25 protein-coding genes and 1 tRNA gene are annotated in these 24530 nt (G+C 32.4%); 12 read left to right on the top strand and 14 right to left on the bottom strand.

The features are described from left to right. Positions 1-143: 143 nt before the first annotated feature. A complete protein-coding gene (gene era / locus NLG42_RS09735) occupies positions 144-1025 on the bottom strand; it encodes a GTPase Era (RefSeq protein ID WP_089059298.1) in 882 nt (293 codons plus the stop codon). A 117-nt stretch (positions 1026-1142) separates the two neighbouring features. Here era and NLG42_RS09730 point away from each other — a divergent pair. Then, positions 1143-1215 (top strand) — tRNA-Met (locus NLG42_RS09730). On the opposite strand, the gene NLG42_RS24485 is transcribed toward NLG42_RS09730, so the two are convergent. Continuing rightward, positions 1175-2824: a recombinase family protein gene (locus NLG42_RS24485; protein WP_413614444.1), complete on the bottom strand. Its 1650-nt coding sequence runs from the start codon at positions 2822-2824 to the stop codon at positions 1175-1177. The genes NLG42_RS09730 and NLG42_RS24485 overlap by 41 nt on opposite strands. A 3-nt stretch (positions 2825-2827) precedes the next feature. Continuing rightward, the gene (locus NLG42_RS09725) at positions 2828-3097 is read right to left on the bottom strand and encodes a hypothetical protein (protein WP_257683632.1); all 270 of its coding nucleotides are present in this window, start codon (positions 3095-3097) and stop codon (positions 2828-2830) included. Positions 3098-3806: 709 nt separating this feature from the next. Between NLG42_RS09725 and NLG42_RS09720 the strand changes: the two genes are divergently transcribed. The 3 genes from NLG42_RS09720 to NLG42_RS09710 all read left to right on the top strand — a co-directional run bounded on the left by NLG42_RS09720 (position 3807) and on the right by NLG42_RS09710 (position 6635). Beyond that, positions 3807-4202 (top strand): MobC family plasmid mobilization relaxosome protein, encoded by a 396-nt coding sequence (locus NLG42_RS09720; RefSeq protein ID WP_257683631.1) that lies wholly within the window; start codon positions 3807-3809, stop codon positions 4200-4202. Further along, positions 4187-5431: a relaxase/mobilization nuclease domain-containing protein gene (locus NLG42_RS09715; RefSeq protein WP_257683630.1), complete on the top strand. Its 1245-nt coding sequence runs from the start codon at positions 4187-4189 to the stop codon at positions 5429-5431. The genes NLG42_RS09720 and NLG42_RS09715 overlap by 16 nt, the downstream gene beginning before the upstream one ends. Before the next feature lie 133 nt (positions 5432-5564). Beyond that, entirely contained in the window at positions 5565-6635 is a 1071-nt protein-coding gene (locus NLG42_RS09710; protein WP_257683629.1) for an IS110 family RNA-guided transposase, read from the top strand. Positions 6636-7520: 885 nt separating this feature from the next. Here NLG42_RS09710 and NLG42_RS09705 read toward each other — a convergent pair. Beyond that, positions 7521-8564, bottom strand: a complete 1044-nt coding sequence (locus NLG42_RS09705; RefSeq protein ID WP_035685141.1) for a tyrosine-type recombinase/integrase — start codon at positions 8562-8564, stop codon at positions 7521-7523. A 390-nt stretch (positions 8565-8954) separates the two neighbouring features. Between NLG42_RS09705 and NLG42_RS09700 the strand changes: the two genes are divergently transcribed. The 7 genes from NLG42_RS09700 (at position 8955) to NLG42_RS09670 (ending at position 13906) form a co-directional block, all read left to right on the top strand. After that, positions 8955-9419, top strand: coding sequence for a JAB domain-containing protein (locus NLG42_RS09700; protein ID WP_035685144.1), 465 nt, complete (start codon positions 8955-8957; stop codon positions 9417-9419). Positions 9420-9617: 198 nt separating this feature from the next. Beyond that, the gene (locus NLG42_RS09695) at positions 9618-9872 is read left to right on the top strand and encodes a GIY-YIG nuclease family protein (protein WP_089059221.1); all 255 of its coding nucleotides are present in this window, start codon (positions 9618-9620) and stop codon (positions 9870-9872) included. A gap of 113 nt (positions 9873-9985) precedes the next feature. Next, positions 9986-10240 carry a GIY-YIG nuclease family protein gene (locus NLG42_RS09690; RefSeq protein ID WP_089059221.1) on the top strand — a complete coding sequence of 85 codons (255 nt, stop codon included), beginning with the start codon at positions 9986-9988 and terminating at the stop codon, positions 10238-10240. A 278-nt stretch (positions 10241-10518) separates the two neighbouring features. Beyond that, entirely contained in the window at positions 10519-11373 is an 855-nt protein-coding gene (locus NLG42_RS09685; RefSeq protein ID WP_099720138.1) for an SPFH domain-containing protein, read from the top strand. A gap of 4 nt (positions 11374-11377) precedes the next feature. Then, positions 11378-11548 carry a type II toxin-antitoxin system antitoxin gene (locus NLG42_RS09680; protein ID WP_089352030.1) on the top strand — a complete coding sequence of 57 codons (171 nt, stop codon included), beginning with the start codon at positions 11378-11380 and terminating at the stop codon, positions 11546-11548. 280 nt (positions 11549-11828) lie between these two features. Then, positions 11829-12386, top strand: coding sequence for a Crp/Fnr family transcriptional regulator (locus NLG42_RS09675; protein WP_099720139.1), 558 nt, complete (start codon positions 11829-11831; stop codon positions 12384-12386). 65 nt (positions 12387-12451) lie between these two features. Beyond that, the gene (locus tag NLG42_RS09670; RefSeq protein ID WP_257683628.1) at positions 12452-13906 is read left to right on the top strand and encodes an amidase; all 1455 of its coding nucleotides are present in this window, start codon (positions 12452-12454) and stop codon (positions 13904-13906) included. A gap of 71 nt (positions 13907-13977) precedes the next feature. On the opposite strand, the gene NLG42_RS09665 is transcribed toward NLG42_RS09670, so the two are convergent. The 5 genes from NLG42_RS09665 to NLG42_RS09645 all read right to left on the bottom strand — a co-directional run bounded on the left by NLG42_RS09665 (position 13978) and on the right by NLG42_RS09645 (position 19192). Then, entirely contained in the window at positions 13978-14511 is a 534-nt protein-coding gene (locus tag NLG42_RS09665; protein ID WP_257683627.1) for a hypothetical protein, read from the bottom strand. Between the two features lie 4 nt (positions 14512-14515). Continuing rightward, positions 14516-15064 (bottom strand): hypothetical protein, encoded by a 549-nt coding sequence (locus tag NLG42_RS09660; protein ID WP_257683626.1) that lies wholly within the window; start codon positions 15062-15064, stop codon positions 14516-14518. Beyond that, positions 15061-17736, bottom strand: a complete 2676-nt coding sequence (locus tag NLG42_RS09655; protein ID WP_257683625.1) for a COG1470 family protein — start codon at positions 17734-17736, stop codon at positions 15061-15063. Before NLG42_RS09655 ends, NLG42_RS09660 begins: the two co-directional genes overlap by 4 nt. Beyond that, positions 17729-18526, bottom strand: a complete 798-nt coding sequence (locus NLG42_RS09650) for a hypothetical protein (RefSeq protein WP_099720143.1) — start codon at positions 18524-18526, stop codon at positions 17729-17731. Before NLG42_RS09650 ends, NLG42_RS09655 begins: the two co-directional genes overlap by 8 nt. A gap of 111 nt (positions 18527-18637) precedes the next feature. Further along, positions 18638-19192, bottom strand: a complete 555-nt coding sequence (locus NLG42_RS09645; RefSeq protein WP_089059848.1) for a hypothetical protein — start codon at positions 19190-19192, stop codon at positions 18638-18640. Positions 19193-19735: 543 nt separating this feature from the next. On the opposite strand from NLG42_RS09645, the gene NLG42_RS09640 reads away from it, so the two are divergent. Then, the gene (locus NLG42_RS09640) at positions 19736-20155 is read left to right on the top strand and encodes a helix-turn-helix domain-containing protein (RefSeq protein WP_099720144.1); all 420 of its coding nucleotides are present in this window, start codon (positions 19736-19738) and stop codon (positions 20153-20155) included. 186 nt (positions 20156-20341) lie between these two features. On the opposite strand, the gene NLG42_RS09635 is transcribed toward NLG42_RS09640, so the two are convergent. The 5 genes from NLG42_RS09635 to NLG42_RS09615 form a co-directional block, all read right to left on the bottom strand. Further along, entirely contained in the window at positions 20342-21481 is a 1140-nt protein-coding gene (locus tag NLG42_RS09635) for a tetratricopeptide repeat protein (protein WP_257683624.1), read from the bottom strand. A 124-nt stretch (positions 21482-21605) separates the two neighbouring features. Further along, a complete protein-coding gene (locus NLG42_RS09630; protein WP_257683623.1) occupies positions 21606-22157 on the bottom strand; it encodes a GNAT family N-acetyltransferase in 552 nt (183 codons plus the stop codon). A gap of 479 nt (positions 22158-22636) precedes the next feature. Beyond that, positions 22637-22999 carry a lipocalin family protein gene (locus NLG42_RS09625; RefSeq protein WP_257683622.1) on the bottom strand — a complete coding sequence of 121 codons (363 nt, stop codon included), beginning with the start codon at positions 22997-22999 and terminating at the stop codon, positions 22637-22639. An 82-nt stretch (positions 23000-23081) separates the two neighbouring features. Beyond that, positions 23082-23882, bottom strand: a complete 801-nt coding sequence (locus NLG42_RS09620; protein WP_257683621.1) for a tetratricopeptide repeat protein — start codon at positions 23880-23882, stop codon at positions 23082-23084. Beyond that, on the bottom strand, positions 23879-24382 hold the full coding sequence (locus NLG42_RS09615) for a hypothetical protein (protein WP_257683620.1): 504 nt from the start codon (positions 24380-24382) through the stop codon (positions 23879-23881). Before NLG42_RS09615 ends, NLG42_RS09620 begins: the two co-directional genes overlap by 4 nt. Positions 24383-24530 lie beyond the last annotated feature (148 nt).

Below are 24530 nucleotides of genomic sequence, written 5' to 3'. Positions count from 1 at the left end.
TTTTTGCAAAGGTAGTTAAAAAAAGTTGCTGAAATGCTGCGTTTCTAAGTACCTACGATTTTATTGTCTTTTTTGTTTCAGGTTTCAGGTTTCAAGTTTCAGGTTGAACGTTAAGGCCTAATCTGAAACTTGAAACAAAAACTCTATTGATTATAACCAAATCGTTTCAACATATTAGCGTTGCTTCTCCAGTTTTTATTCACTTTTACATAAAGCTCAATGTGAATTTGTTTTCCAAAGAATTTCTCTAAATCAACACGAGCATCCATTCCCACTTTCTTTAGAGCTGCACCTTTGTGTCCAATGATAATTCCTTTTTGAGTATCACGTTCCACCATAATTACAGAACGGATTCTGATAATCTTTTCGTCTTCAAAGAATTCTTCTGTTACGATTTCTACTGCATACGGAATCTCTTTACTGTAATTCAATAAGATTTTTTCGCGAATAGTTTCGTTTACAAAAAAACGTTCTGGTTTATCTGTTAACTGATCTTTTGGATAATAGGCTGGTGATTCTGGCAATAATTCGATAATTCTGCCAAAAACTTCAGGTACATTAAAGTTTTGTAAAGCCGAGATTGGGAAAATTTCTGCATTTGGCACTTTTTCTTTCCAAAAAGAAACCTGCTCTTCTAATTGTTCCTGATTCGAATTGTCGATTTTATTTAAAAGTAATAAAACCGGAATCTTAGCATAAATAATTTTATTGAAGAAAGCTTCGTCTTTTAAGTCCTGCTCTCCTATTTCGACCATATAGATTAAAATATCAGCATCTTCAAAAGCCGATTTTACGAAGTTCATCATCGACTCCTGCATTTCATACGCCGGTTTTATAATTCCCGGTGTATCAGAAAGTACCAATTGAAAATCTTCGCCATTTACAATTCCTAGAATTCTATGACGTGTTGTTTGTGCTTTTGATGTAATGATAGATAGTCTTTCACCAACAAAGGCATTCATTAGTGTTGATTTTCCAACGTTTGGGTTCCCGATGATGTTTACAAAACCTGCTTTATGTGACATTTGCATAATATTTTAAGGTGCAAAGGTAGTCATATCAACTCAATACAGAAAATAAAACATTTTTTTAAGTTTTCGTTGGATTTCTAAAAAATCGGCGTATCTTTGCACCCGAAACATCGCGGGATAGAGCAGTAGGCAGCTCGTCGGGCTCATAACCCGAAGGTCACAGGTTCGAGTCCTGTTCCCGCTACAGAGAATGACCCATCAAATTTTTGATGGGTTTTTTGTTTTTTACTGCCTCTGTCAATGCCTGTAAACGTTTGGACTAATCCAAAAATCGAGTTTACTCTTCCAGTTAGATATTCCCTGTTTTCAGACCTAATTGACAATCCTTCTGGAAATACCAGATTCTGGATTCTTATCTTACTGTCAATATCGCCTTCTTTCCAGTATTTATTGATGTTCGTAACTTTCTCTATTACTTTATCGATATGCCTGCTGTGGTTAGATATTTTTTTGCTGTTTGCCGTAATCTGAAGCTCAACTTCTTTTAATTCCATATCAAACTGAAGCGAGTATCTATTGTATTTTTCATCTCCGAAATTCGGATTTTCAAAATAGCGTTTATCGAGATTTTCGATTTTAGCTTCCAAATCTTTTTTCTTTGAAAGCAGACCTTTCATTTCCTCCCTGCCTTCATTTTCCACAATCGCAAAAAGTTTATTCAGCTGAAATTTAAAAGGTTCTACAAATTGAGAACTTAATGTATATTTTGATAACAGCTTTTCAAAAGAATCATTTAATCCTTCTGTTTTTGAATGTGATGTTGTTAATGCGTTAAAACTGGCATTTCTGCATTTCTGGCATTTATAGTAATGAGCATTCTTTTTTCTTACCACATAACTTGTGAGAAGGCTTCCGCATTCGCATCTTAAAAATCCTGTAAGAGGTCTAAACTCATTGATCTTGCTTTTAGAGTATTCTTTTACTGGCACTTTACTTTCAGAAAGCATTCTGTCAACTTTTAGGAAATCCTCCTCACTAACTAAACCTGTCCAGTTTCCTTTCACTGGCTCGTCAAGCAATGCATTGACAGATATTCCGCAGTAAAATGGATTTCTCCACATAGAACCTAGTGATTGTTTTGTAATATTTAAATTAAGCTTTTCTAGTTTCTCTCTTATTACAAAATCCCTCTCTCCTGCGAGCTTCCATTTCCAAGCCTTTTTTAAAATCTCTCCCTCCAGATTGATCGTGATAGACTGTTTTTCCTGCATTAAGGAATAATCCCCAACCTTCTTTCCTCTCATCGTGTAACCCCTAGGAGCTTTTCCAAGCCAGTTTCCTGCTCTGAGCAGTGCTTTCATGCCTGGAATTGTTTTTTCAAGCCTGTCCATGTTTTCTCTTCTGGCATCTAAAAGCTTGCTGTAAATATCAAGCTTGCTGTACTCGTCATTGGTGCATAGACCAGAAGAAGTTTCGATTAAATGCACGCCAAGCTTGTCCACCAGCTCATGAACGATGGTAATGGCGTTGCCTCCTGTTCTGGAAAACCTGCTTATAAATTTTATAGCTATTGCAAAAGGCTTCTGTTTTGCGCTTTTGACCTCTTCCAATAATCTTGTAAACTCTTTTCTGGTAAAATCTCCCGAAGCGCTTTCATAAGTCCCTCCAAGCATATTTTTGAGCGTATAGCCGTTTTTGGAAGCAAACTGTATTATTTCTATGCGCTGTTCTTCTAGGCTGTTGTTTACTAACTGTAATTTGGAACTTACCCTTGTGTATCCCCAGATTTCTTTTACCTCAGCCTTTTGGGCTAATTTTTCTTTCTGAAATTTCTTAAAACTTTCAATCCCCATAATCTACTTTTTAAAATTATATACAATCACTGCCAATTGAAATAAGCTTTCGATTATCTCATTCCCCTCCGATTCTGAAATTTCTTCAAAACCTCTGCATCTTCTTAATTCTTCAACTGTTAATTTTCCATCATTTGTTTTAGTTTTTTCTTCTGCATCACAAATACCACTTTCTCCTTCACAGAATCTAACTCCTTGTTTTTCAATTTGTAAATTTACAAAAGTTTTCCCTCGGGTGATTCTTCTTCTCTCATCCGTTGCTCTGTTTTTCATTATACAATTCCTCTTCATTAAAAAAAGACCGAGCCTCGGTCTTTTTTATTCCACAATCACTATCCGCTATAAAGTTAAAACACTTTTTTCATTTTACCCTGATCAAAATTTGGTGGGGATACTACAAATATAAAGCCTAATTCATTGAGGTTCATAAGTAAAATTTACTTATGATTATTAAAATCATTTTTCAGCCCCTAACAAATATAAGAGACTTTTCAATCAAAGTCATGGACATAATGTGACCATAAAACTTTTAAGCAGTGTTTATCCTTAATACGAATAATTTAACTGCTTCACATTATAAATAAGCCAAAAGAAAAAAGAAAAGCAAGATATTGGACAGAGCCAGAGAAGTGCCCATAACGTATTTTTCTCGTCCCTCAAAAAATCCGCCCTTCGGGACTTATAGCACTTCAGCTGTCTGATTGTCCAATTTGAGACTGCTTTCTTTTTTCCCTTTTTCTTTTTTAAGCATTTATCCATTGTAACAGCCTACAGCCATCATGACCATATTTTGCGCATGATACATATAAATATTTTTCCTAAATTAGAAGCCTGCTTTTAAAAATCTCCAGAGATCACCTCGTTCCTGTGATCAGCAAGATGAACGGTTGTTTAACAACCGCCTATCTTGCCACCCTTTACCTCGGAACTCGGTGGTGGAGACACTAGAAAGAAAAGAGTTTGAAAACAATGAAAATGAAACATGATGAAAAGAGAAAATTCAAACAGAACACGAATTGTCGGGTTAAGATTTACACCTGAAGAGTATGCAAAAATCGAAAGCAAATTTAGAGCAAGCACCTGCCGAAAACTAAGCGATCATATTCGAAAACATTTATTTAATAAACCGATTGTAACCACTTATCGAAACCAATCCTTAGATGATCTGATGGAAGAAACCATTGTTCTTACTACCGAACTAAGAGCAATAGGAAACAATATTAATCAGATCGCCAGAAAGGTTAATACTCTTAAATTCATTCCTGAATTTAAGCAACAACTTTTTTGGTTTGATATTGAAAGAAAAAGACTTTCTGAAAAAATGGAAGAAATAAGTAGCCACACTCAAAAAATATCGGAGCAATGGTTGCAGTTATAAAAACAAGTCATTCCATTAACAGCATTCTTAATTACAACGAGAATAAGGTTAAAATTGGAGTTGCTGAGTGCATCAGTGCGGAAAACTATCCTTTGGAATTAGAAAAATTAACGTTCTCTTTAAAACTGAATCGTTTTCTGAAGCTGGCATCATTGAACGAAAATGCAAAACGAAATACGGTTCATATATCCTTGAATTTTGATCCGTCGGAAAATCATTCTAAAGAGAAACTAATCCAGATTGCAAATACTTACATGGAAAAAATAGGTTTCGGAAAACAACCGTATTTAATTTATCAGCATCATGATGCAGGTCATCCACATCTGCATCTAGTTTCTAATAATATTCAAAGAGATGGCAAGCGAATTGATTTGCATTTGCTAGGCATTAGAAAATCAGAACCAGCAAGAAAAGAAATCGAAGAATCATTTGGACTTGTGAAAGCTGAAGGAAGAAAAGTAAAAGAACAATTTTCTTTACAACCAATTGTAAACCATAGAATAAAATACGGAAAAGTAGAATCTAAAAAGGCTATTAACGCAGTTTTAAACAAGATTTTATTTGAATATAAATATTCAAGCCTTCCTGAACTCAATGCTGTTTTAAACCAGTATAATATTCATGCCGACAGAGGAGGTGAAGAATCCAGAGTTTTTAAAAATAATGGGGTGCTTTACAAAATACTTGATCAAAATTGCAAACCAATTGGGGTACCGATTAAAGCAAGTGATTTTTACAGTAAACCAACATTGAAATTTCTTGAAGAAAGATTTAAGGCTAATGAGATAAAAAAAGAATCACAAAAAAGCCATCTTAAAAATGCTATAAGACGGGCTTTCTTTGATGAGAGAATAACATCTCCCGATAAATTAAAAGCTAGACTTGAACGAGAAGGCATTCATGTGGTTTTACGAAAAAGTAAAGATTTACAGATTTTCGGGATAACTTACGTCGATCACGTAACTCACTGTGTTTTCAACGGAAGCAGCTTGGGAAAGGAATTTAGCGCAAAAGGAATTTTGGAAAGTTGTAAGCAAAACATTCTTAACCATGAAAAACATTATCAAAAATCAATTTCTTTTTTCTCAGAAAACACCCAAAATTTGAAACCAGAAGATTATTTAAAAACGAATCCTATTGATATTTTACTGCGTCCTGAAAATACAAATGATTACATTCCAAAACAACTTAAGCAAAAGAGAAAAAGAAGCTTGCGAAAAGGAATTTGAAAAAGTTAGCGCGTGTGTGTTTTCATTCTTAACTTTTTTTCTACTTTTTGTTTGCATATCCATAAGTTAATTGCCCAAATCCGTTGTAGCATCTATGTAAAAGCATAACTTAGAGTTACTAAAAACGAAGATTATGCCATTACAAGATGCCTTAATAAAACCAAAGATATTCATTGGTTTAGATATTCACAAAAAAAGCTGGAGCGTTTCCATCCAAACTGATTTGTTTTTTCACAGAACGTACTCGATGCCTTCTGTTGCCGAGGATTTATTTCAATATGTGGATCAAACATTTCCTAATCACGATGTAGATCTAGTTTACGAAGCAGGTTGTTGCGGGTTTTCTGCAGCACGATATTTTTTAAACTTAGGTTGGCACGTTTTGGTAGTCAATCCATCGGATGTCAAGACATCAGACAAGGAAAGATATCAAAAAACAGACGCGTTAGATTCCAGAAATCTGTCCAATCAATTAAAGGCTGGTGTTCTCAGGGGAGTTTATATTCCTACGGAAGAACACGAACAGTTTACGAGTTTGGCTCGCCATAGAACGCAAGTCACCAAGAAACTCCGACAAAGTAAATTGCATATCAAAAGTATGTTGCTCTTTCATGGGATAGCAATACCTAAAGAATTTGATAATTCAAATTGGACCAAAGATTTTATGGTATGGGTGGAAAATATAAAATTCAGCACCAGCTGCGGAGAATTGGCATTGCAGGGCAAAATACGAATGTATCAATTTGTTAGGTCAGAGTATTTAGAAATTGCCAATCAAATGCGTTCACATTGCAGAAAAACCCATAAGAAAGATTATAATCTCCTGAGGAGCATTCCGGGAATTGGTGGGTATCTGGCCAGTGTAATTTTGGCTGAATGTGGCGATTTACGCCGATTCAATAACGAGGGACAATTTAGCTCTTACATCGGATTAGTACCTGGAATTTATAATAGCGGTGGTTCGGAAAAGTGTTTGGGAATAACCCCTAGAAGCCGTTCACAATTAAGGAGTTATTTAGTGGAAGCCGCTTGGATTGCCATTAGAAAAGATGCCGAAATGCAGCAATATTACCGCAAACATCAAGGTAAGAACGTGAAGAGTATCATCGTTAAAGTTGCTCATAAAATGGCACGAAGAATACTCTCGGTAATTAAAACGGAAACACCTTATCAAATCAATAGAAATTTAGTGTTAGAAAAATAAAAATAATGTTCTTAAAAAAGCTCAACCATGATAGAAAATAGACTGTAAAACAGCCAAGGTGGTTCTATAAAACGAAGCCACATTTTGTAGCAGGCAGCTATTTTTATTCTTACAATCAAACAGATGCTGGTGGTCTCGTTCTAAAAAAGAGAACCACATATAGGAGTATGAGTTTTAAGAATTATAAAAGAAAGACTATGAAATAAAAAGAGATCAAAATTCTTGGCATTATTGAAAAAGTTAGAATAACTTTTTCAGTCCTTAGCCTTCGGCGGACAAAAAGTTGATTTCCAACTTTTTCAACAAGCCGTTGGAACGGAATTTTATACTCGAAAAATAACCAACATATAACCCTCTCAAAAGTTGTGAATAACTTTACGATGCTTTACATAGGAGTAGCTGTTATAGCCAGTGTTTTTTTTGGCCTTTATGATGCTTGTCGTCTTTTAAATATTATAAAAAGGCCGTGAGCTAAGCCAATTAGTATGTGTCCAATAATAAATACTATTCCAAGTCCAAGTTGTCCAAGTCCATATTCATCGTGTCCTGTCAGTAGATTTGAATAGTTGATTACAAAAGTCATATAAACAATAAAAACAATTGTATGGGCGGTAAATATTTTCCAAAACGATTTACTTTTTGCAGTCATTAGATATGTTGCTCATAACAGAAAAGGTGAAGCCAAAAGTAGTATGAGAAATATATTTGCCATTTTATTAATTGTTAAAGGAAATAAACCGTTTAAATTTATTGTCTGTTTGTCGTTTGTGGCATTGGCTATAACTTGTATATATGTCTGACTACGTCCGACTTATCTACCCCAAATTGGGTCGCTATGTCTGACAATTGTCAGTATTATTTCTTTTCAAAAATAGGATTTTTATTTCATAAATCATCAAACGGACTTTTTATTTGTTGAATACTTTTCGTACTAACATGGGTGTAAATTTCGGTGGTCTTACTGCTTTGATGGCCTAATAGTTCTTGAATATACCTTAAATCAGTTCCGCTTTCAAGTAAATGTGTAGCGAAACTATGGCGCAACCAATGTAAAGTTACAGGTTTTGTTATGCCAATTTTTTTGAGTGCTTGTTTTAATACACTTTGCAAACTTTTTTCTGAATAGGGCTCACCAGGATTTGCACCTTCAAACAAATAGGTTGTGGGTTTAAATAAGACATAGTATTCCCGAAGCATTTCTAAAATTTTAGGAGATAAAGGTGTAATTCTGTCTTTTTTCCCTTTGGAGTTTTTAAGCAATACAATATTTCTTTTAGAATCGATATGAACAGGTCTAAGCGCTAATAATTCACCACAGCGCAAGCCACAACTGTATATCAGCGAAAGCATCATTTTGTGTTTGATGTTACTATGGGCATTCAAAATCAATTTGACTTCCTCTTTGCTCAAAACATTAGGTAGGGTTTTGGCATTTTTGGGACGATGAATTTTATCCACTATCATCTTGGTTTCTCGAATGGTTTGAAAAAACAATTTAATAGCATTAACGATTTGGTTTTGGTAAGAAGCCGAAAGATTATTCTTTAAGATATACTCGTTATTATATACAATCACATCTTCGTTCGTAATTTCGGCAACCGCTTTCTCCCGGTAGAAAACCAAAAAAGATTTCAGGGCTTCGCTGTAAGTCGTAACAGTGTTTTCGCTGTAACGTTTGGAACGCAGTATTTGTTTGAATTTTTCGATTTGCTCAATGCCGTCTTCTGATGGTAAGGAATAAGAGGGAGGTGCCAAATGAAATCGCTCTCTATTTTCAACCGTATCAGGAAGGTGCCAAACTCCCAAAGTTTGACTCCAGCGAGAACCTGTTAGCTTTTTTATTCGAACTATTAATTCGGCATTTTTTTCAAAATACACTGCAATTCTTTTTTCTTTTTTATGAGTAATAATTTTGGCTTCCCATCTCATACTTATGCAATTTAACTACTAAAATAATAAATTAAGATCAATCTCAAAATGAGTATAAAGACAAAAGAAGAGTAATAAAATAAGCTGAATTTTGATAGATCGTGCAATTATCAATTCCCTTCAAAGTTTTATATTTTAATCATCGAAGAGTTTAATTTTTCTTCACTCATAGTATAGTGATCTTTCACTATTAAAATTAGGTAATCAAACGGCTCTTTATTCTTCTTAATCTTATTTAATTTCGTCACAAAGTTCGGGAATCACCTGCGGGCGCTAGCAAAAAATTCCCCCATAAATGCAGGAAAAAATTCCTGCTTTATTGCGTTGCTTTTTGCGCTTGCTGAGCGATTCCCAGCGAATGTTCCATAATTAATATAAAATATAGAAACTATGGAAACTTTAAATCAAAACTGGCAGACTGTATCTGAAATTGAACTGATCTACAAAACAAAAGTAAAAAACTCTGAAAGACCACAAATCAAATCTTCAAAAGATGCATATATACTAATGCTTTCAGCTTGGGATTATAATAAAATAGAATTCTTCGAGCAGTTCAAAGTATTGCTTTTGAATCACGCTCATAAAGCACTTGGTATTTACGAAATTTCTTCTGGAGGAATTGCAGGAACTGTTGTAGATCTTAGATTAATATTCTCAGCAGCTCTTAAGGCAAATGCCACATCTTTGATGATGATCCACAATCATCCTTCAGGAAACCTAACAGCCTCTGAAGCCGATAAACAGATAACTCGAAAAGTAAAAGAAGCAGGAAGGCTCCTTGACATCACCTTACTGGATTCATTAATTATAACTTCCGAATCCTACTACTCCTTTGCTGATGAAGGCGCTTTATAAGCGCCTTTTTAACTATTTTTATCTATAAAAGATATCCAAAAAAGTTAAAGATTATCCTATGTATATTTTTAAGATGCAAGTGCAATAATTATATAGTAATCTTCAATAAAATGGTTAGATAATTGAATGCTTCCCGCTACTAAGAAAAACACCACTTGAAAAAGATGGTGTTTTTTTTTGTTTATAACGTTTTGTATTATGGAAGAATTTGTAGTTTACATTCTTTATTCAGAAAAATTTAATAAAAATTACACTGGCTTTACTTCTAATTTAATTGAAAGATTCAAATCTCATAATCTTCTTGCTACAAAAGGTTACACCATAAAATTCAGACCTTGGACAATTATTCATATTGAATTTTTCAGCTCTAAATCTGAAGCAATGAAAAGAGAAAAATACTTAAAAACAGGAATAGGGAGAGAATTCATTAAAAATATCATCTTAAACTTATAGCTCGACAGACTCATATCCGCCGCGGCGGACACAGGTTCGAGTCCTGTTCCCGCTACTAAGAAAAACACCACTTGAAAAAGCTGGTGTTTTTTTTGTTTATAACATTTTGTATTATGGAAGAATTTGTAGTTTACATTCTTTATTCAGAAAAATTTAATAAAAATTACACTGGCTTTACTTCTAATTTAATTGAAAGATTCAAATCTCATAATCTTCTTGCAACAAAAGGTTACACCATAAAATTCAGACCTTGGACAATTATTCATATTGAATTTTTCAGCTCTAAATCTGAAGCAATGAAAAGAGAAAAATACTTAAAAACAGGAATAGGGAGAGAATTCATTAAAAATATCATCTTAAACTTATAGCTCGACGCACTCATATCCGCCGCGGCGGACACAGGTTCGAGTCCTGTTCCCGCTACAAGTAAAAAGCTTCAGAGAAATCTGAAGCTTTTTTTGTTTTAAGTACTTTTTAAATTTTCTTTACATACCCAAATTACAAATCTGTTTGTTAAGATTATAAATATTTTAATTCTAACTTTTCTCTTTTTCAAAACTTCTAAATTATATAAAATTTTGTTTTTGTATTAAAATAATATATATCTTTATGATATCAATTTAATATCATTTAAATATTGCTCACTATGAAAACAGAAAAAGTTTTAACACCCTTTAATGGTTATTTGGTTTTTATTATCCTTTTATTTTCAATTGCACTAACACTTTATGGTTTTATCTCAAACAACATGATATTAGCAGTGGCTGCACTTCTGCTATCTGTTGTTTTGGCAAAGGGTTTTATTGTAATAGGTCCCAACAGCTCAAAAGTCCTATTGTTATTTGGAGACTATAAAGGAAGTATTAAGCAAAGTGGTTTATTTTGGGTAAACCCTCTTTATAATAAAACTAGTTTATCTTTGCGTGCAAGAAACTTTGAAAGCGAAAAAATTAAGGTTAATGATAAAATGGGGAATCCTATTTTAATTAGTGTTATATTAGTTTGGAAAGTTAAAGATACCTTTAAGTCCACGTTTGAAGTTGATAACTATGAGGCATTCGTTAGAATTCAAACGGATTCGGCTGTTAGAAAACTTGCAGGTTCTTTTCCGTATGACCATTTTGAAGATGAGAGAGCAACCGTAACATTAAGTACTAATTTTGATGACGTAAACAAAGCACTTGAACACGAAGTTACGCAACGATTAGAAATTGCTGGAATAGAAGTAATAGAATCAAGAATTGGATATCTAGCCTATGCTCCTGAAATTGCTCATTCTATGTTACGACGACAACAAGCATCGGCTGTTGTTGCTGCACGTCATAAAATTGTAGAAGGTGCCGTAGGTATGGTTGAAAGTGCTTTAAAACTATTAGCAGATAAAGAAGTTATAGAATTTGATGAGGATAAAAAGGCAACAATGGTAAGCAATTTAATGGTAGTACTTTGTGGCGATAGTGAAACTAAACCTGTAATAAATACCGGTACTTTAAATCAATAAAAAGATGTCTGAAAAAAAGTCATTTGCATTAAGGATTGATTCAGAAACGATGAAAGCAATTGAAAAATGGGCTAATGATGAATTTCGTAGTGTCAATGGTCAGATTGAGTGGATGCTTAATAACAGCCTAAAGAATGCGAAAAGATTAAAGGAAAAAAATGAACAAAAAAAATAAAGCATAAAATTATTATGTAAACTAGACGAAGAACTGCAGTTGAGTTATTTTTCTATTAATCATTTACTAAATATCTCATTTTTTTTAAATCATCAATAAAATGGTTCGAGAATTGTCCTGTTTAGGCTACAAGTAAAAAGCTTCAGATTTCTCTGAAGCTTTTTTTGTTTTTATTCATTAGATTTATAAAATAAAAGCAGGTGCGAAGTCAGGAGACATTCGTAAAGCAATCATAAGAACTCTTTGAGGAACGGACAACATTAATCCAAAATAACAAAAATTGATATTCGACAACCTAAATTTTTCTGATCAAATTTCATCAGATTTCTTGGAAGATTTTAATAAACTAATGACTTTTCAGGAATTACCAAGCAAGTACTTATTACATCGTGAGGGAACCATTTGCAGTAAATTGTTTATTTTGCACAAAGGATTGGCAAGAGCATATTACTATAAGGATGCCAAAGATATTACTGCTCATTTTGCAATAGAAAATACGACTATAACAGCTATTGACAGTTTTATCCAAAGAAAAAAAAGTCGTTATAATATTGAATTATTAGAAGATACAACTTTGTCTTATATTAATTATGATGATTGGAAAAAATTATTAGAAGATAAGCCTCATTACGAAAAATATGCTCGTATTTTTTTAGAAATTATCTACATTGATATTGCTGAACGTATTGAAGATTTACTTTTTCACTCAGCAAAAGAACGTTATGCAAAACTAAACAACAAATTCCCTTCACTTCAACAAAGAGTGAACTTAGGTTACATTGCATCTTATATAGGTATCACGCAGGAAACATTAAGTAGAATTAGAGCTGAAAAATAAAAGATGATTTTGATATTTGTCAAAAAGAGACAAGTATATTTCATTGAACTTTGCAAAAAAAGACAATGAAAAATATCGTATTTGAAAGCGCAACAGAGCTCATAAAAAAAATAAAAGCCAAAGAAATAACAGTAGAAGAAACTGTAACCGCTTTTCTAAATCATATTGAAAAGTTTAACCCTAGAATTAATGCCATTTCAGATTTAAGAGAAAAAGAAGAAATTTTAAATGAAGCAAGGGATAAAGATTTGGATATTGAACAAGGAAAAAGTCTTGGACTTCTTCACGGATTACCAATAACGATAAAAGACAGCTTCTTGGCAGAGGGATTAAAAAATTCAAATGGAGATCCTTTCTCAAGAAATTTTGTTGCCACAGAAGATGCCGAATTGGTTAAAAGATTGAAAGACGCAGGAGCTATTATTATTGGAAAAACAAATACTGCTCTTTATTGCATTGACTGGCAAAGTACTAATTTTTGGAACGGACAAACCAATAATCCTTATGATATTACGAGAGTCGCAGGAGGAAGTTCTGGTGGTTCGGCAGTTGCGGTAGCTTCGGGGTTTAGCCCTTTGGAATTAGGAGCTGATGCTGGTGGATCGATAAGAGTTCCCGCTCATTTTAATGGCATTTGTGGTTTGCGTCCATCCGAAAATTTTCTTTCTAATAGAGGTCATCTCAAAGTAAAAAACAAACCACAAGGCAGGCGACATATTATTACTCCTGGTCCCTTTGCAAAAAATGCAACAGACTTACTTCTAATGATGGAAGTTTTAGGAAATAACACGAAATATGAACTAGCTGAACTGCCACCTATCAACCTAAACAATAGTGAATGGGATAAACAATCTTTAAAAATTGCTTATTCTGAAACCATAAATGATACAGAAGTTGATGCAGAATATTTAGAATTGTTCAGGAACTTTATAGTCAAAATCAAAAATGAAAATCACATTTTAACTATTGATCACCCAAAATATAATGAAGAAAAAGCCTATTTAGAATGCAGTAAAATTATTGGATTTGAAATAGGAATTAACAATCCTAAAGTACCATTATTAGCCAGCTTTATGTATGCATTTATTCGTCTAAAATACAGAGACCATTTGTGGGCAAAAGGAATGGCTTTAGGACAACGTTTGACCAATATTAACTATGCAAAAGCAATTGATTATAAAGATGATTTTTCTAAAATTTATAATTCTTTTTTGACAACTTATGACGTTTGGATTACACCTGTTTGTTCCTTTGAGGCCTATAAACATCAAAATGCAGGAAAACCATTTACTGTTAATGATAAAAAAATAGGCTATACTAAAGCCATCGCTTCGTTTAATTTTACGACTGCCTTTTCGGGACATCCAATAGTTGTTATTCCGATAGGGAAAAAGAAAAACGGAATGCCGGTAGGAATACAAATACATTCCAAAAAATGGACGGATAAGAAATTACTAGAAATCGCTCAGCATTTTGAGAAATTCACCAATGGATTTGAAAAACCAATACTACAAAAATAAGTGAATACTTCCCGCTACTATAAAAAAAAGCTTCAGATTTCTCTGAAGCTTTTTTTTGTATCTGACGTTTTTTATTGCGGACCAATAGTAAATACAATACGAGCAGTGTAGTTATCAACCGGAGTTGTAACAGACACTCCACGCACTCGAAGGTTTAATCCAATATTAGTTACTTCTGCTAATGATAAAACAGCAACTACTCTAAATAACTCTGTATCATTCGTAAGAACCTCCTGATAAGGCGTCGCTTGATTTGGAGTCATACTGCAAAGCACACATAATCCTGATCCGTTATTTAGTTTTCTTACATCAATTTTTAGAGCATTATTCCAAGTAGGATTGGGTTCATATCGTACTGAAATCTTACCCGTACCTAAAAGAAGCGGCACCGTCAAACTTAAACTCATTTGAGTAGAGGTACTTTCATAGGTTCCTGCATAATCAGATCCTGCTTCTGTAATGGTTGGAATAACAGGACTCCAATCTGTACCTCCCACTGTAATCGTTTGAGATTTAGCCGTTATACACACTAATAAAGCGCACGCTAAAAGCAATAAGTTGATAGATGCATTTATTCGATTTTTTATACAGGATTGTTTCACCATCTTTTTAGTTACTAATAGTATAGGTTATCGTAATTATTTTACTCGTTGTTTGTACCAATTTCTTATAATCATCAACTTCTAAAGAAATATTCAGCAAGTGTCCGTTATTAATGCCATTTCCTGTATAAGCACCACCAATACCCGTTATAATTGTAGTAGGCGAAGTGGTTAATGTAACTTTACCAGCCGAAGTCCCAAGAATACCTCCTCCACTACCAGCAGCAGCAGCGGCTTGAAGCTTTACAAAAAGTCCCGTAAAGGACTGATCAATTTGGGCAGTAATAAATCTGGACGGCGTTGTTGTTTTTTTAGCAGAGGTATAGTTTAACCATTTTGTGGTATTAACAGCAGGAATCGTCAGCGGACGACCCGCTTCTGTTGGAGGCAAAAAGCTAAAAGAAATAGCAGTCATACTTGGTTCAACATCAAGTAATGCAACTTCTGAAAGATTTATATTAATATTACGGTTTCCAGACGTTTGTGCTGAAAGAAAAAAAGTACCACAAAAAAACAGCAATACCCCAAAAACAAATTGAATCGAATTAAAAATCATTTTTTATCTTTTGAAGTGTTAAAACCTACTCTCATTGGTTTTTGCAAATATTTTATTTCTTTTTCTGTTTTATTTATCTTAATCTGAACCTGCTTATCTTCATTAGGGTTAAGTGTCAAATTTATATCATCAGTAAGAATTTTATATTTGCTGTCTAATGCGTTTCGATATACTTTTAACTTCCAATCTCCTGGTCTTAGATAGGTAAAATCAAAAGTTTTGGTTATTTTACATATTTTTCTAAAAACCTGATTATCTGATGTTATTTCGACAATTATACTTTGTTCTTTGTCGGCAATATCTTTGTCATCGAGCATTATAATTCCTTTTATATTTGAGGCTTTTGTAATACCAAAATCGAGATAATTTCCTCCTTCTGCTATTGTGACTTTAGCAGGAATATCAATATCTGTAATATCTTTTACCCCCAGTGTTCCTTGTTCTATCTCAAGAAAATAAGTATCGGGTTTTACATTTTTAAACAAAAAATGACCTCTTTCATCAGTAATAGCTGAGTAAGGCCCTAAATGAAGTTTTACACCTTGTATTTGTGCATTCTCTAAAGCAATGATATTTCCTTCAAAAAAACCATACTCTTTGACTTTTTTTATGGGTGCATAAATATCCAGCGCATACCGTACAGAAAATGAAAAATCTTTATTCTCTAATTGCTTTTGTGCTAAAGCATATCTAGAAAGCATGTTTATTTGTTGTCGTGGTGATATTCTGTAATTTAATGCCAGTTCCAGAAGATTTCTATCTCTATAATATTCCTCAAGATAATATGTATTTTGATAGAATAAACTCAGATACCAGCGATCATAAATAGCAGCATTTATGCGTCCTCCATATAAAAACAGCTTCTCATCCTTGGCTGCATATCGACTCACGGTAGAATAACTGCCATAAAGACTTATAGAATTTCGTTTGTAATTATAGCTGACGTTTGCAGTTTGTATTGATGTTTTACCCGTTGAATTAATCAAAAAATTAGTTGTTTCTGCAAAAAACATTTGAAAATTGACCGAAAATTTATAAATATCCTGAGTTAATTCAATACGATTAAATCTTTCTTTATAAAAAAACTGTTTACGCTCCATTCTGTCTTCATATTCCTGAGTTCCGCTAAACAAAGAAACCGCACCACTTTTTAAATAGTTATAACGCATTCCTATTTGAAAAGCTTCTCTAAATGGAGCCGCACCATAGAGCGTATCTCTTTCAAAATTTCTCGCATCCTTTTGATAATTAGCAGAAAGATTCAGCTTGGGCAAAATCCGATAATTAACATTCGAAGTAAAAAACTGCGTATCTGTATAATAACCTGAAAAATGAGGAGATGCATATATATAACTCACATTGACATTTAGATCATTAAAATAAGTTTGAGCTTGCAGCTGCCATGCAGTTCCTTGTGTTTTTTCGTTATTACTAACAGCATATTCTCCTTGTATACCAATTTTATCAAAAACATTTGTCTCACCAGAAACATAATGCAAATGATCCTCTTGGTGACTATCTTTTCGTTTCAATAAATATCCGTAACGTATATTATTTTTGGCATTAAAATTCACTTTAGCATAAACATTGATCTCTTCTTTAATGTCTTTAAAAAAACGTGGTTTATTGTAAAAACCACCTACCTCTAACTTCTTGTATTTCTGCCTTAGTTCTACACCTCTCCCATATCTTGAAAACTCGGTCAAAAATGACGAATAAAAGATCTTATCTCCTAAATGGGCATAAAAATTATTGGATTTATAATTAATAAAATATTCTTCATACTGAGAAAAGGCAGTTAATCCGAAACGATCCGGACCGATTGCCCTAAATTCAAGAAATTTTGTATTCTCTTCATTTAAAGCTCCGCTTCCATAAATTTCTCCCTGAAAACCAGATTCATAATCATTCCGCTGCTGCCTCCCAATATACGTTGCTGCTGCTCTAATAGGAAAACGAAGCCAGACATCTTCATTTACAGGAAAAGCGGGAATAACATTTGTAATCTGCGAGGCAAAAACAGATTGCGTAGTGTCGCTTTTTACAGAAGCTGTAAGTTTAATTAAGTTTTGCGAAGGTTTGGGTTGTTTAAGATCCGTAGATTGATAAGCATTTATTGTTGCTGCCATTCCGGGTAATAACAAAATAGGATTGTCTCCTTTTACAAAAGTCGCTGCAGAGGTCTCAATAAAGATATTCTCTTCAACGTTTCCCTCATTTTTTAGAATAAAAAAACTATGAATAGTATCTCCGGCTTTTACGTAGCTTGGCGTAGAAATAACATCTAATGTTATCCGCTTTACTTGACTTACCATTAACGCAAAATCTTGAGAATACAAAATAGTATTTGTTTTATCATTAATAATTAAATGTATGCTGTCTTTACCTTTTGATGAATTAATTGGTACTTGAATAGCGGCTAAATATATTTTAGTTTCATTTGCTGCTAAATCAATATCATAAGGAGCAGCAGCTAAAATCCAGCCTTTTGGAAGCGTAACTTTTGGCGTAACCAAAATATCTTTTGAAAATGGATTAGTAATCTTAAAAACCAATGTTTGTACTTTTCCTGGAGTAAGAAACTCGTTCTGGTTTACTAAATTAACCGCGAGGTTTTGCGCCTGAAAAAAATAAGGAATAATAAATAATAATATAATTATTATTTTATTCATTTGGTATATTTAGTTCAATATTTATTCCAAAAACATGATCATCACTACTACTCGCGAGTATTGAAGCATTATATTTTCCAGCGGGAACTGAACTTAAATCTATAGCAAATAGTTTGGAATTGTTGGGCAGTAAACTCAAAATATCGCTCTTAAATTTTCCTTTATTACTGCCGTCTTTACTATCAAATATCTCGATGGAGGCTTCAACAAGATGAAATATTTCTCCATTATTTGAAATTGAAAGTTCCAAAATATTCTTTCCCGAAATTTTCTTTAAATCAATAGCATCAAAAGTCATTAAAGCACTTGCTGGTTTTTCATTTGTTGTAATGATCTGAATGCTGTAGCGAATGAGTGTTCGCAACTGAATACCATTTTTGACATTATTTGGTACAATATCATCAACAGGCTCGACCATTACAACGCTCCAAAAGCTGCCGCCAGAAGTGTTTTCTGGAATAATGATTTCATAAGATGCACTAGCTTTACCTTTACCTTCTATTTTTAATAAATCAGTATTTAATTTAATCCATTTAAGATTGCTCCTTTTATTTTTTCCATAGTCTTCATAAAATGAAGCACCTGTCGCGTTATAGCTATAATCTTGTTGATAAAGCCTTACATTTTGAGGAATATCAGAAGTGTTTTCGATTGTGATAATTCCTTTTTGCAGTGTTCCTTCTTTTAGTCTGTAATTATGTGTCAAACCATTGGTAATAACAATACTTGCGAATAAATTAGTATACGCAAAGAAGACTGCAATAAAAAAGAGTGTTTTTTTTAAAGTCATTGTAGTAGGTAGTTAAGATATTCTGGTAGTTGGGGTAAACAAAAAAAGTGCCTCCTGATTTTACTTAAGCGACACTATTTTTGTTCAAAGATCTTGCAAAAAATACTGCTTTTAGTTTTCACTAATAGTATAAGTAACTGTTACCGAAGGTGTAGAGGCAAACAAACTCGTGTAATTATTAGCATGTAATGAATAAGTCAAATTGTGTCCGTTTGAAGCACCATCTCCGGTATATGAAGCTCCAATTGCTGATACAATTTGTTGGTCAACAGCAGTAAGAGTAATTGCACTGCCGGCAATAGTTCCAAGTGTTCCACCTCCATTTGATCCAGCAGCTGTAGCCGCCTGAACTCTTACATCTAATCCAGGTACAACCGCATCCATTTTGACAGATACTTTAGCCGTTTTTGCACTTGTTGTTGGAATGTAAGAATAATTGAGCCACAAACTAGCATTGTTAGCAGGAGCTACAATAGGCAAACCTGCCTCTACGGGAGCAGTAAAAGCCATCGTAATATTTTTTGACAACGCTGGTTCAATATCCACAATAGCGACTGTGGGAATTGTAATTCCTACTGTGTGAAAATCTGTTCTAGTGTCTTGAGCATGGGCTCTGCCAAAAACAACCATAAAAAATACAACCGATAAAATGTTAAATTTTTTCATACGAAATGTTTTATATTTTATATAAAATTATAAAATTTTCAAACATATCTCGATAAAATCTTACAATTTTAATAAGTTTTTTTGCTTAACAATCTTCAACTTCCAATTTTATGTAAAATAACTTCAACAATTATTAACAATACCATTACTACAGATTAAAAAAACATCATTGTCTCTTTTACAAAATCTGTTAAACGAATCTATACCGATTATAAGTCATAAAAATCATTTTTATGTATCTATTTTAATAATAAAAAATTAATCCGAAAATGGTATAAAGCATTGCTAAAAGCAAAAAACAGCAACACTCTATTTTGTAAGATATAGAGGAAAATTTACAACCCGAAAGTAACGGATTTACCTATCTTGTTTTAAAATATTTTTACACAAAAGCTCAAAATTCAGCAAGATAATTCAACTCAAATTTGAACATAATATCTGACAAAAAAAACACTTCTATGAGATGTTTTTTTTATCTTTGAAATTAATACTTTTTAGTCTGGATAGCTTTATCTTTGAACTTTCAGAAAAATAACATTCATTATGGAACAGAAAATACATCAGGGAAGAAACGTAAAACGCTTCAGAGAAATGCTTGGCATCAAACAGGAAGCATTGGCTTTTGACCTAGGAAATGACTGGAATCAGAAGAAAATTTCTATGTTAGAGCAAAAAGATTTAATTGAAGATGATATACTTAATCAAATCTCAGATATATTAAAAATTCCTGTGGAAGCTTTTCAGAATTTTGATGAAGAGCAAGCAATAAATATCATTTCGAATACTTATTCATTCCAAGATTTTAAAGATAATGCAGTCGCTTCTGGATTTAGCTACCAACCTTCTTTCAATCCCGTTGATAAAATTATTCAATTATATGATGAGAAAATCGCATTGTACGAGCGTATGCTGAAAGAAAAAGATGAAATGATGGCAAGACTTGAAAAACTAATCACGAAATAAGCTTTTATAAAAATACATTAATTCAAACAGAGATACTACTATAACAAAAAAGCTTCAGAGAAATCTGAAGCTTTTTTTTTGTTTTGAACTATCTTAATAAAATCCCTCTTTGTCAACATTTCGTTGTGTTCTCGAGCAGAACACTCGTGCCTGCGGGATAGTAGCTGTTATGCCCCGTTATCCTTGTTATTTAGTTAGTCTTGTAGTTGCCGTTGGTTTAACTTTTTCTTCAAGTATATCAATAACACTTTTCTTCAAGTCATCATATTTGAAGTTGTCGTTAAAACCAATGTTGAACGTTGAATGCGTATCTCCTTTTGTTCTGCAAAGTAAATATTTTGAACCTCCTTGTTCTACTGAAATTGGAGAAAACTCTGTTTGAATTCTATATTCAATTTTGTCATCTTGATTTACAACATAGAATAAATGCTTATTGTATATGTCTTTTGAACCTTCTTCGTATCTTTCGAAAGCTTGGATTAATTTGCCATTCCATTTGAATTGGTCGTAACAAAACATATCTTTTAAATTGTCTTTAAGTAGGTTTTTCTTGTGAGCTTCATACAATTTATCTTTGTATGGTTTTGCTTTGTCATATTCTTTTCTAAAATAATATATTTGAATAAGTTTAGCATAAGTGTGATAGTCTGCGGGGTCTAATTGTAAATGTTCAACAAAAGCGGATTCCGCTTTATCATATTTGCCTTTTAGAGATTCTAGAAGTCCGATGTTGAATACTGCATTTAAATATGAACTTGATTTACTATCAATTTTTGATTTTGCTGTATAAAATGCCTCTAAAGCTTTGTCGTTATTTTTCTGATCAGAATAAATTTGAGCTATAAATGAATAAGGTCTGTCTGGACAATTCTTTTGTTCCGTTGCCTTTTTATATGCCTCTAATGCTAGATCTAATTTTTCTAAATTATAGTAGGAATCTCCAAGTCCACTATAAAATTCTGGATCATCCGATTTTAAATTAATTGCTGATTGAAAACTTTTTATAGCATCATCATATTTCTGCATATAATTTAAAGTAGATGCTTTAATGTAAAATGGTGCAGGGTCTTTCGGATTTTTATCTATGGATAAATTCATAAACTTGATACAGTTATTATCGTCTTCTTTCATATAATAAGCTAACCCAATATAATACAACGATTTTGCGGAGTAATCTTTAGATTTAGATGCATGTTGCTCGATAATTTTATCAAATTGTTTATCGTCAGATAAAGTTTTTAGCTCTCCTGTTACTTTGTCTTGAGCAAAAATTGTCAAGCTAGAAATTGTCAGAATGAGTGTTGCTAAAATGTTCTTAATTGTCATTATGTTGTTACTTTTATAATTAGGCATAACTTGTAAATATGTTTAACGATATCCTACTTATCTATCTTAAATTAGTTTAATATATCAGACAAATAAACAGATGACCTTTTTTAAACTTGATTTCTTACTCAGGCTTTATTAAATTATCTTTTATTTTAGCATAAATATCAAGACTTATAAATTTGCCATTTTTAATTTCACAGTCTTTCATAGTCCCTTCGTATTGAAAGTCAAGTTTTGCCATTGCATTTTTACAATTCATATTTTCCGACTCAACAAATCCTTCAATTCTGTGAAGTTCTAAGTTGTCAAATCCATAATTACAAATTAACGGCATTGCTTCTTTCATAATTCCTTGTCCCCAAAAATTTGAAATTAACCAAAAACCGATTTCTGCTTTTTTATGTTCTTTACTTAAATTATTTAATCCACCCGCACCGTAAAATGTTTTGTTATCTGCCGAGCAAATAGCAAACCAAATTCCTGTTTCATTTTTTTTAAGGTCAGCAAAAAAAAGCATTTGTTCTTTAGTTGCTTCCAATGTTTGAAAACTCACGCCATAATATTTAATAACTTCTGGATGTGAAAGTCCTTTGAAAACATTTTCAAGATCACTATCTGCAAATTGTCGCAGTAAAAGTCTTTCGGTTTTTATAATTGGAAATTCTTTCTTCATGATTTTTTCTTCGTTTCTGATTATCTGTTTTCGTCATCACGGACTAACTGCTAACTTATTTATGTGTGTGATAAAACCATACAAATCTCAGTAGATATATATGATAATTTTCATACATTATTTACTTTCAAATATATAATTTTTCCAGTACAAACTATTAAGGGTTTTAAATTTGATTGATACTTTTGGTATTTATAGGAGTGGTTATACAAACAAAAAGCTTCAGATTTCTCTGAAGCTTTTTTCATTTATATTTAACTTTTAAAAAAGAAAAAACTACGTTGTTTAGAGAATAAAAAAAATGTTTATTGATCAATATTGCCCAAGTGCATTTAAGGATGAAAGATAATATTAAATCAAGTTACAAAATCATAATTTCTAAAACTGATACGATATACTGGCACTGGCGATCCCTTTGTATTCAAAACCAAATACAATAAAGATTGAAAGTAATAATTGTTTTTTCATATAGTAGATAATTAATTTACTTTTTTATATTCCAATGTTCCCAACTGATCATTTGTTATAATACGTTTTTCACTGTCAAAATATTCTATTTGAAATTTCACAGATATAAGATCAACAACCACTGTGAGCACCTCATTGTTTTTTGATAATTTCCATTTACCTTTTGTACTCTTATCCCCAACAATTCCCATAAATTTTCCATCCTCACTAAAGACCTGGAAAACCTGATCACTTTTAAATTTTTCTTTTATACTTTTCTCTTTCCCATTCTTTGTTAGTTTTACCAGTTGCCATTTACCAATAAGTTGAGTCGACGTTTGTGCAGAGATAGTGCACATAAAAAAGAAAAGTATTACAGACAGAGTAGTTTTCATAGATATTTTTTTAAGTTGATTTTTTATTATTATTGTTCTCCCTAATTCCGCACAATGTCAAGCCTCTTGACGATATAGCGGATTATTCATTTTTAATTGTTTCGTAATAGACACTATTAAAATGTCGCGTATAAGGATCGAACATTTTTTTATTTTCAGCATACAACTCTAAGGCAATTTTTTTATACTTTTTATATTCTTTTTGGTTTTGTAAGACTTTATAAACCTTACATTTATAATAAGAATTGTCTGCAAACTCATTTATCTTTGTTTGTTTTTCAAATGCTTTTAAAGCATTCTTATAATCTTTAACTTGATAATACGTTACACCTAATTGATAATAATCATACAATCCAGCCGAATAATCTTTTGTTTTTAATTGTTCGTTGAATATTTTAATTGCTTTTTTCTTTTGATTAATTGCACTATAACAAATCCCTTTTGTTATGTTCAAATGATAATCTCCATTTGTTGAATATCCTATGTTGTAATTTGCCAAACTATCCAGTTTTTCAATGTCTTTAATTGCGCCTTTATAATCTCTAAAAAATTGATAACGACACCAAGCACGATAACCTAAATTTAAACTATAATCTAAATCAACTGCTTTGTCTATTAACTTTTTCCAGGTTAAAAAGTCCCCGCTTTTTAAATACGCTGTTGATTTTTCTCTGTACGCATATGCAAAATTTGGACAAATTTCAATTGCATTATCCAGAACTTCTTGAAACTCTCTTTGAAATTGATACAGTTTCTCTATTTTTTCTGCCTCAATACAGGCTTTGTATTGCAAGGTGTCGCCTACGTACAAAAAAGCATTACAATTTGGTTGAGAAAATAAATAAACTGGACAAAGCAAGAATAAGTAAATTAAGTTTTTCAAGGTAATATTTCTTTTAATTGTCCATTTTCTATTTTGAAAATCAAATATTGATAATAGTCAACTCCTTTGTATTTTTTCTCTTTCCAACCTTTTAAGTTTTTTGTAATACTCATAAGTTGTTCTGTTATTGAGGGAACAAAAACTTTCTCTTCATAATTTTCGTTCATAGAAATCAAACGAAATCTATCTGTTTTTCCCTTGCAGTTAACAACAAAATTAATTCGGATTAACCCTGTTTCGTTTTTAATGATTTCTGATTTATATTTTTCAGCAAACTCTTTTTCAATGGCTAATTTATCTCCTTCGTATACCAAACCATCGCCCATATTAAAGTATTGATAAATATGTTTTGGATTACATAACTCAAAATCTTTATTGTCAATTTCTGCATTAAATTCGATGTCTCCAATATACTTTGGATAGACGGATTTAGTTTCGCTTTTTTCTTGACCGAAAGAAATTAATGGTATAATCAAAAGGAATTTTAATACTTTAGTCATTGTATATTTGTTTCTTTTTTATGCGATTTTCCAAGGGTGAAATCGTTGAAAATTTTCTGATGCGATTGCGGTTTTGGACTAAATTAAGCTCTCTATTAGGGTTTGTCATCATCTCAAGTACAAAACCAGCTTTAAACAAAGTTTAAAG

Origin of the sequence: Flavobacterium plurextorum (assembly GCF_024638035.1) — a bacterium.
GTDB classification, from domain to species: domain Bacteria; phylum Bacteroidota; class Bacteroidia; order Flavobacteriales; family Flavobacteriaceae; genus Flavobacterium; species Flavobacterium plurextorum.
This window is presented reverse-complemented; position numbering and strand designations above follow the sequence as displayed.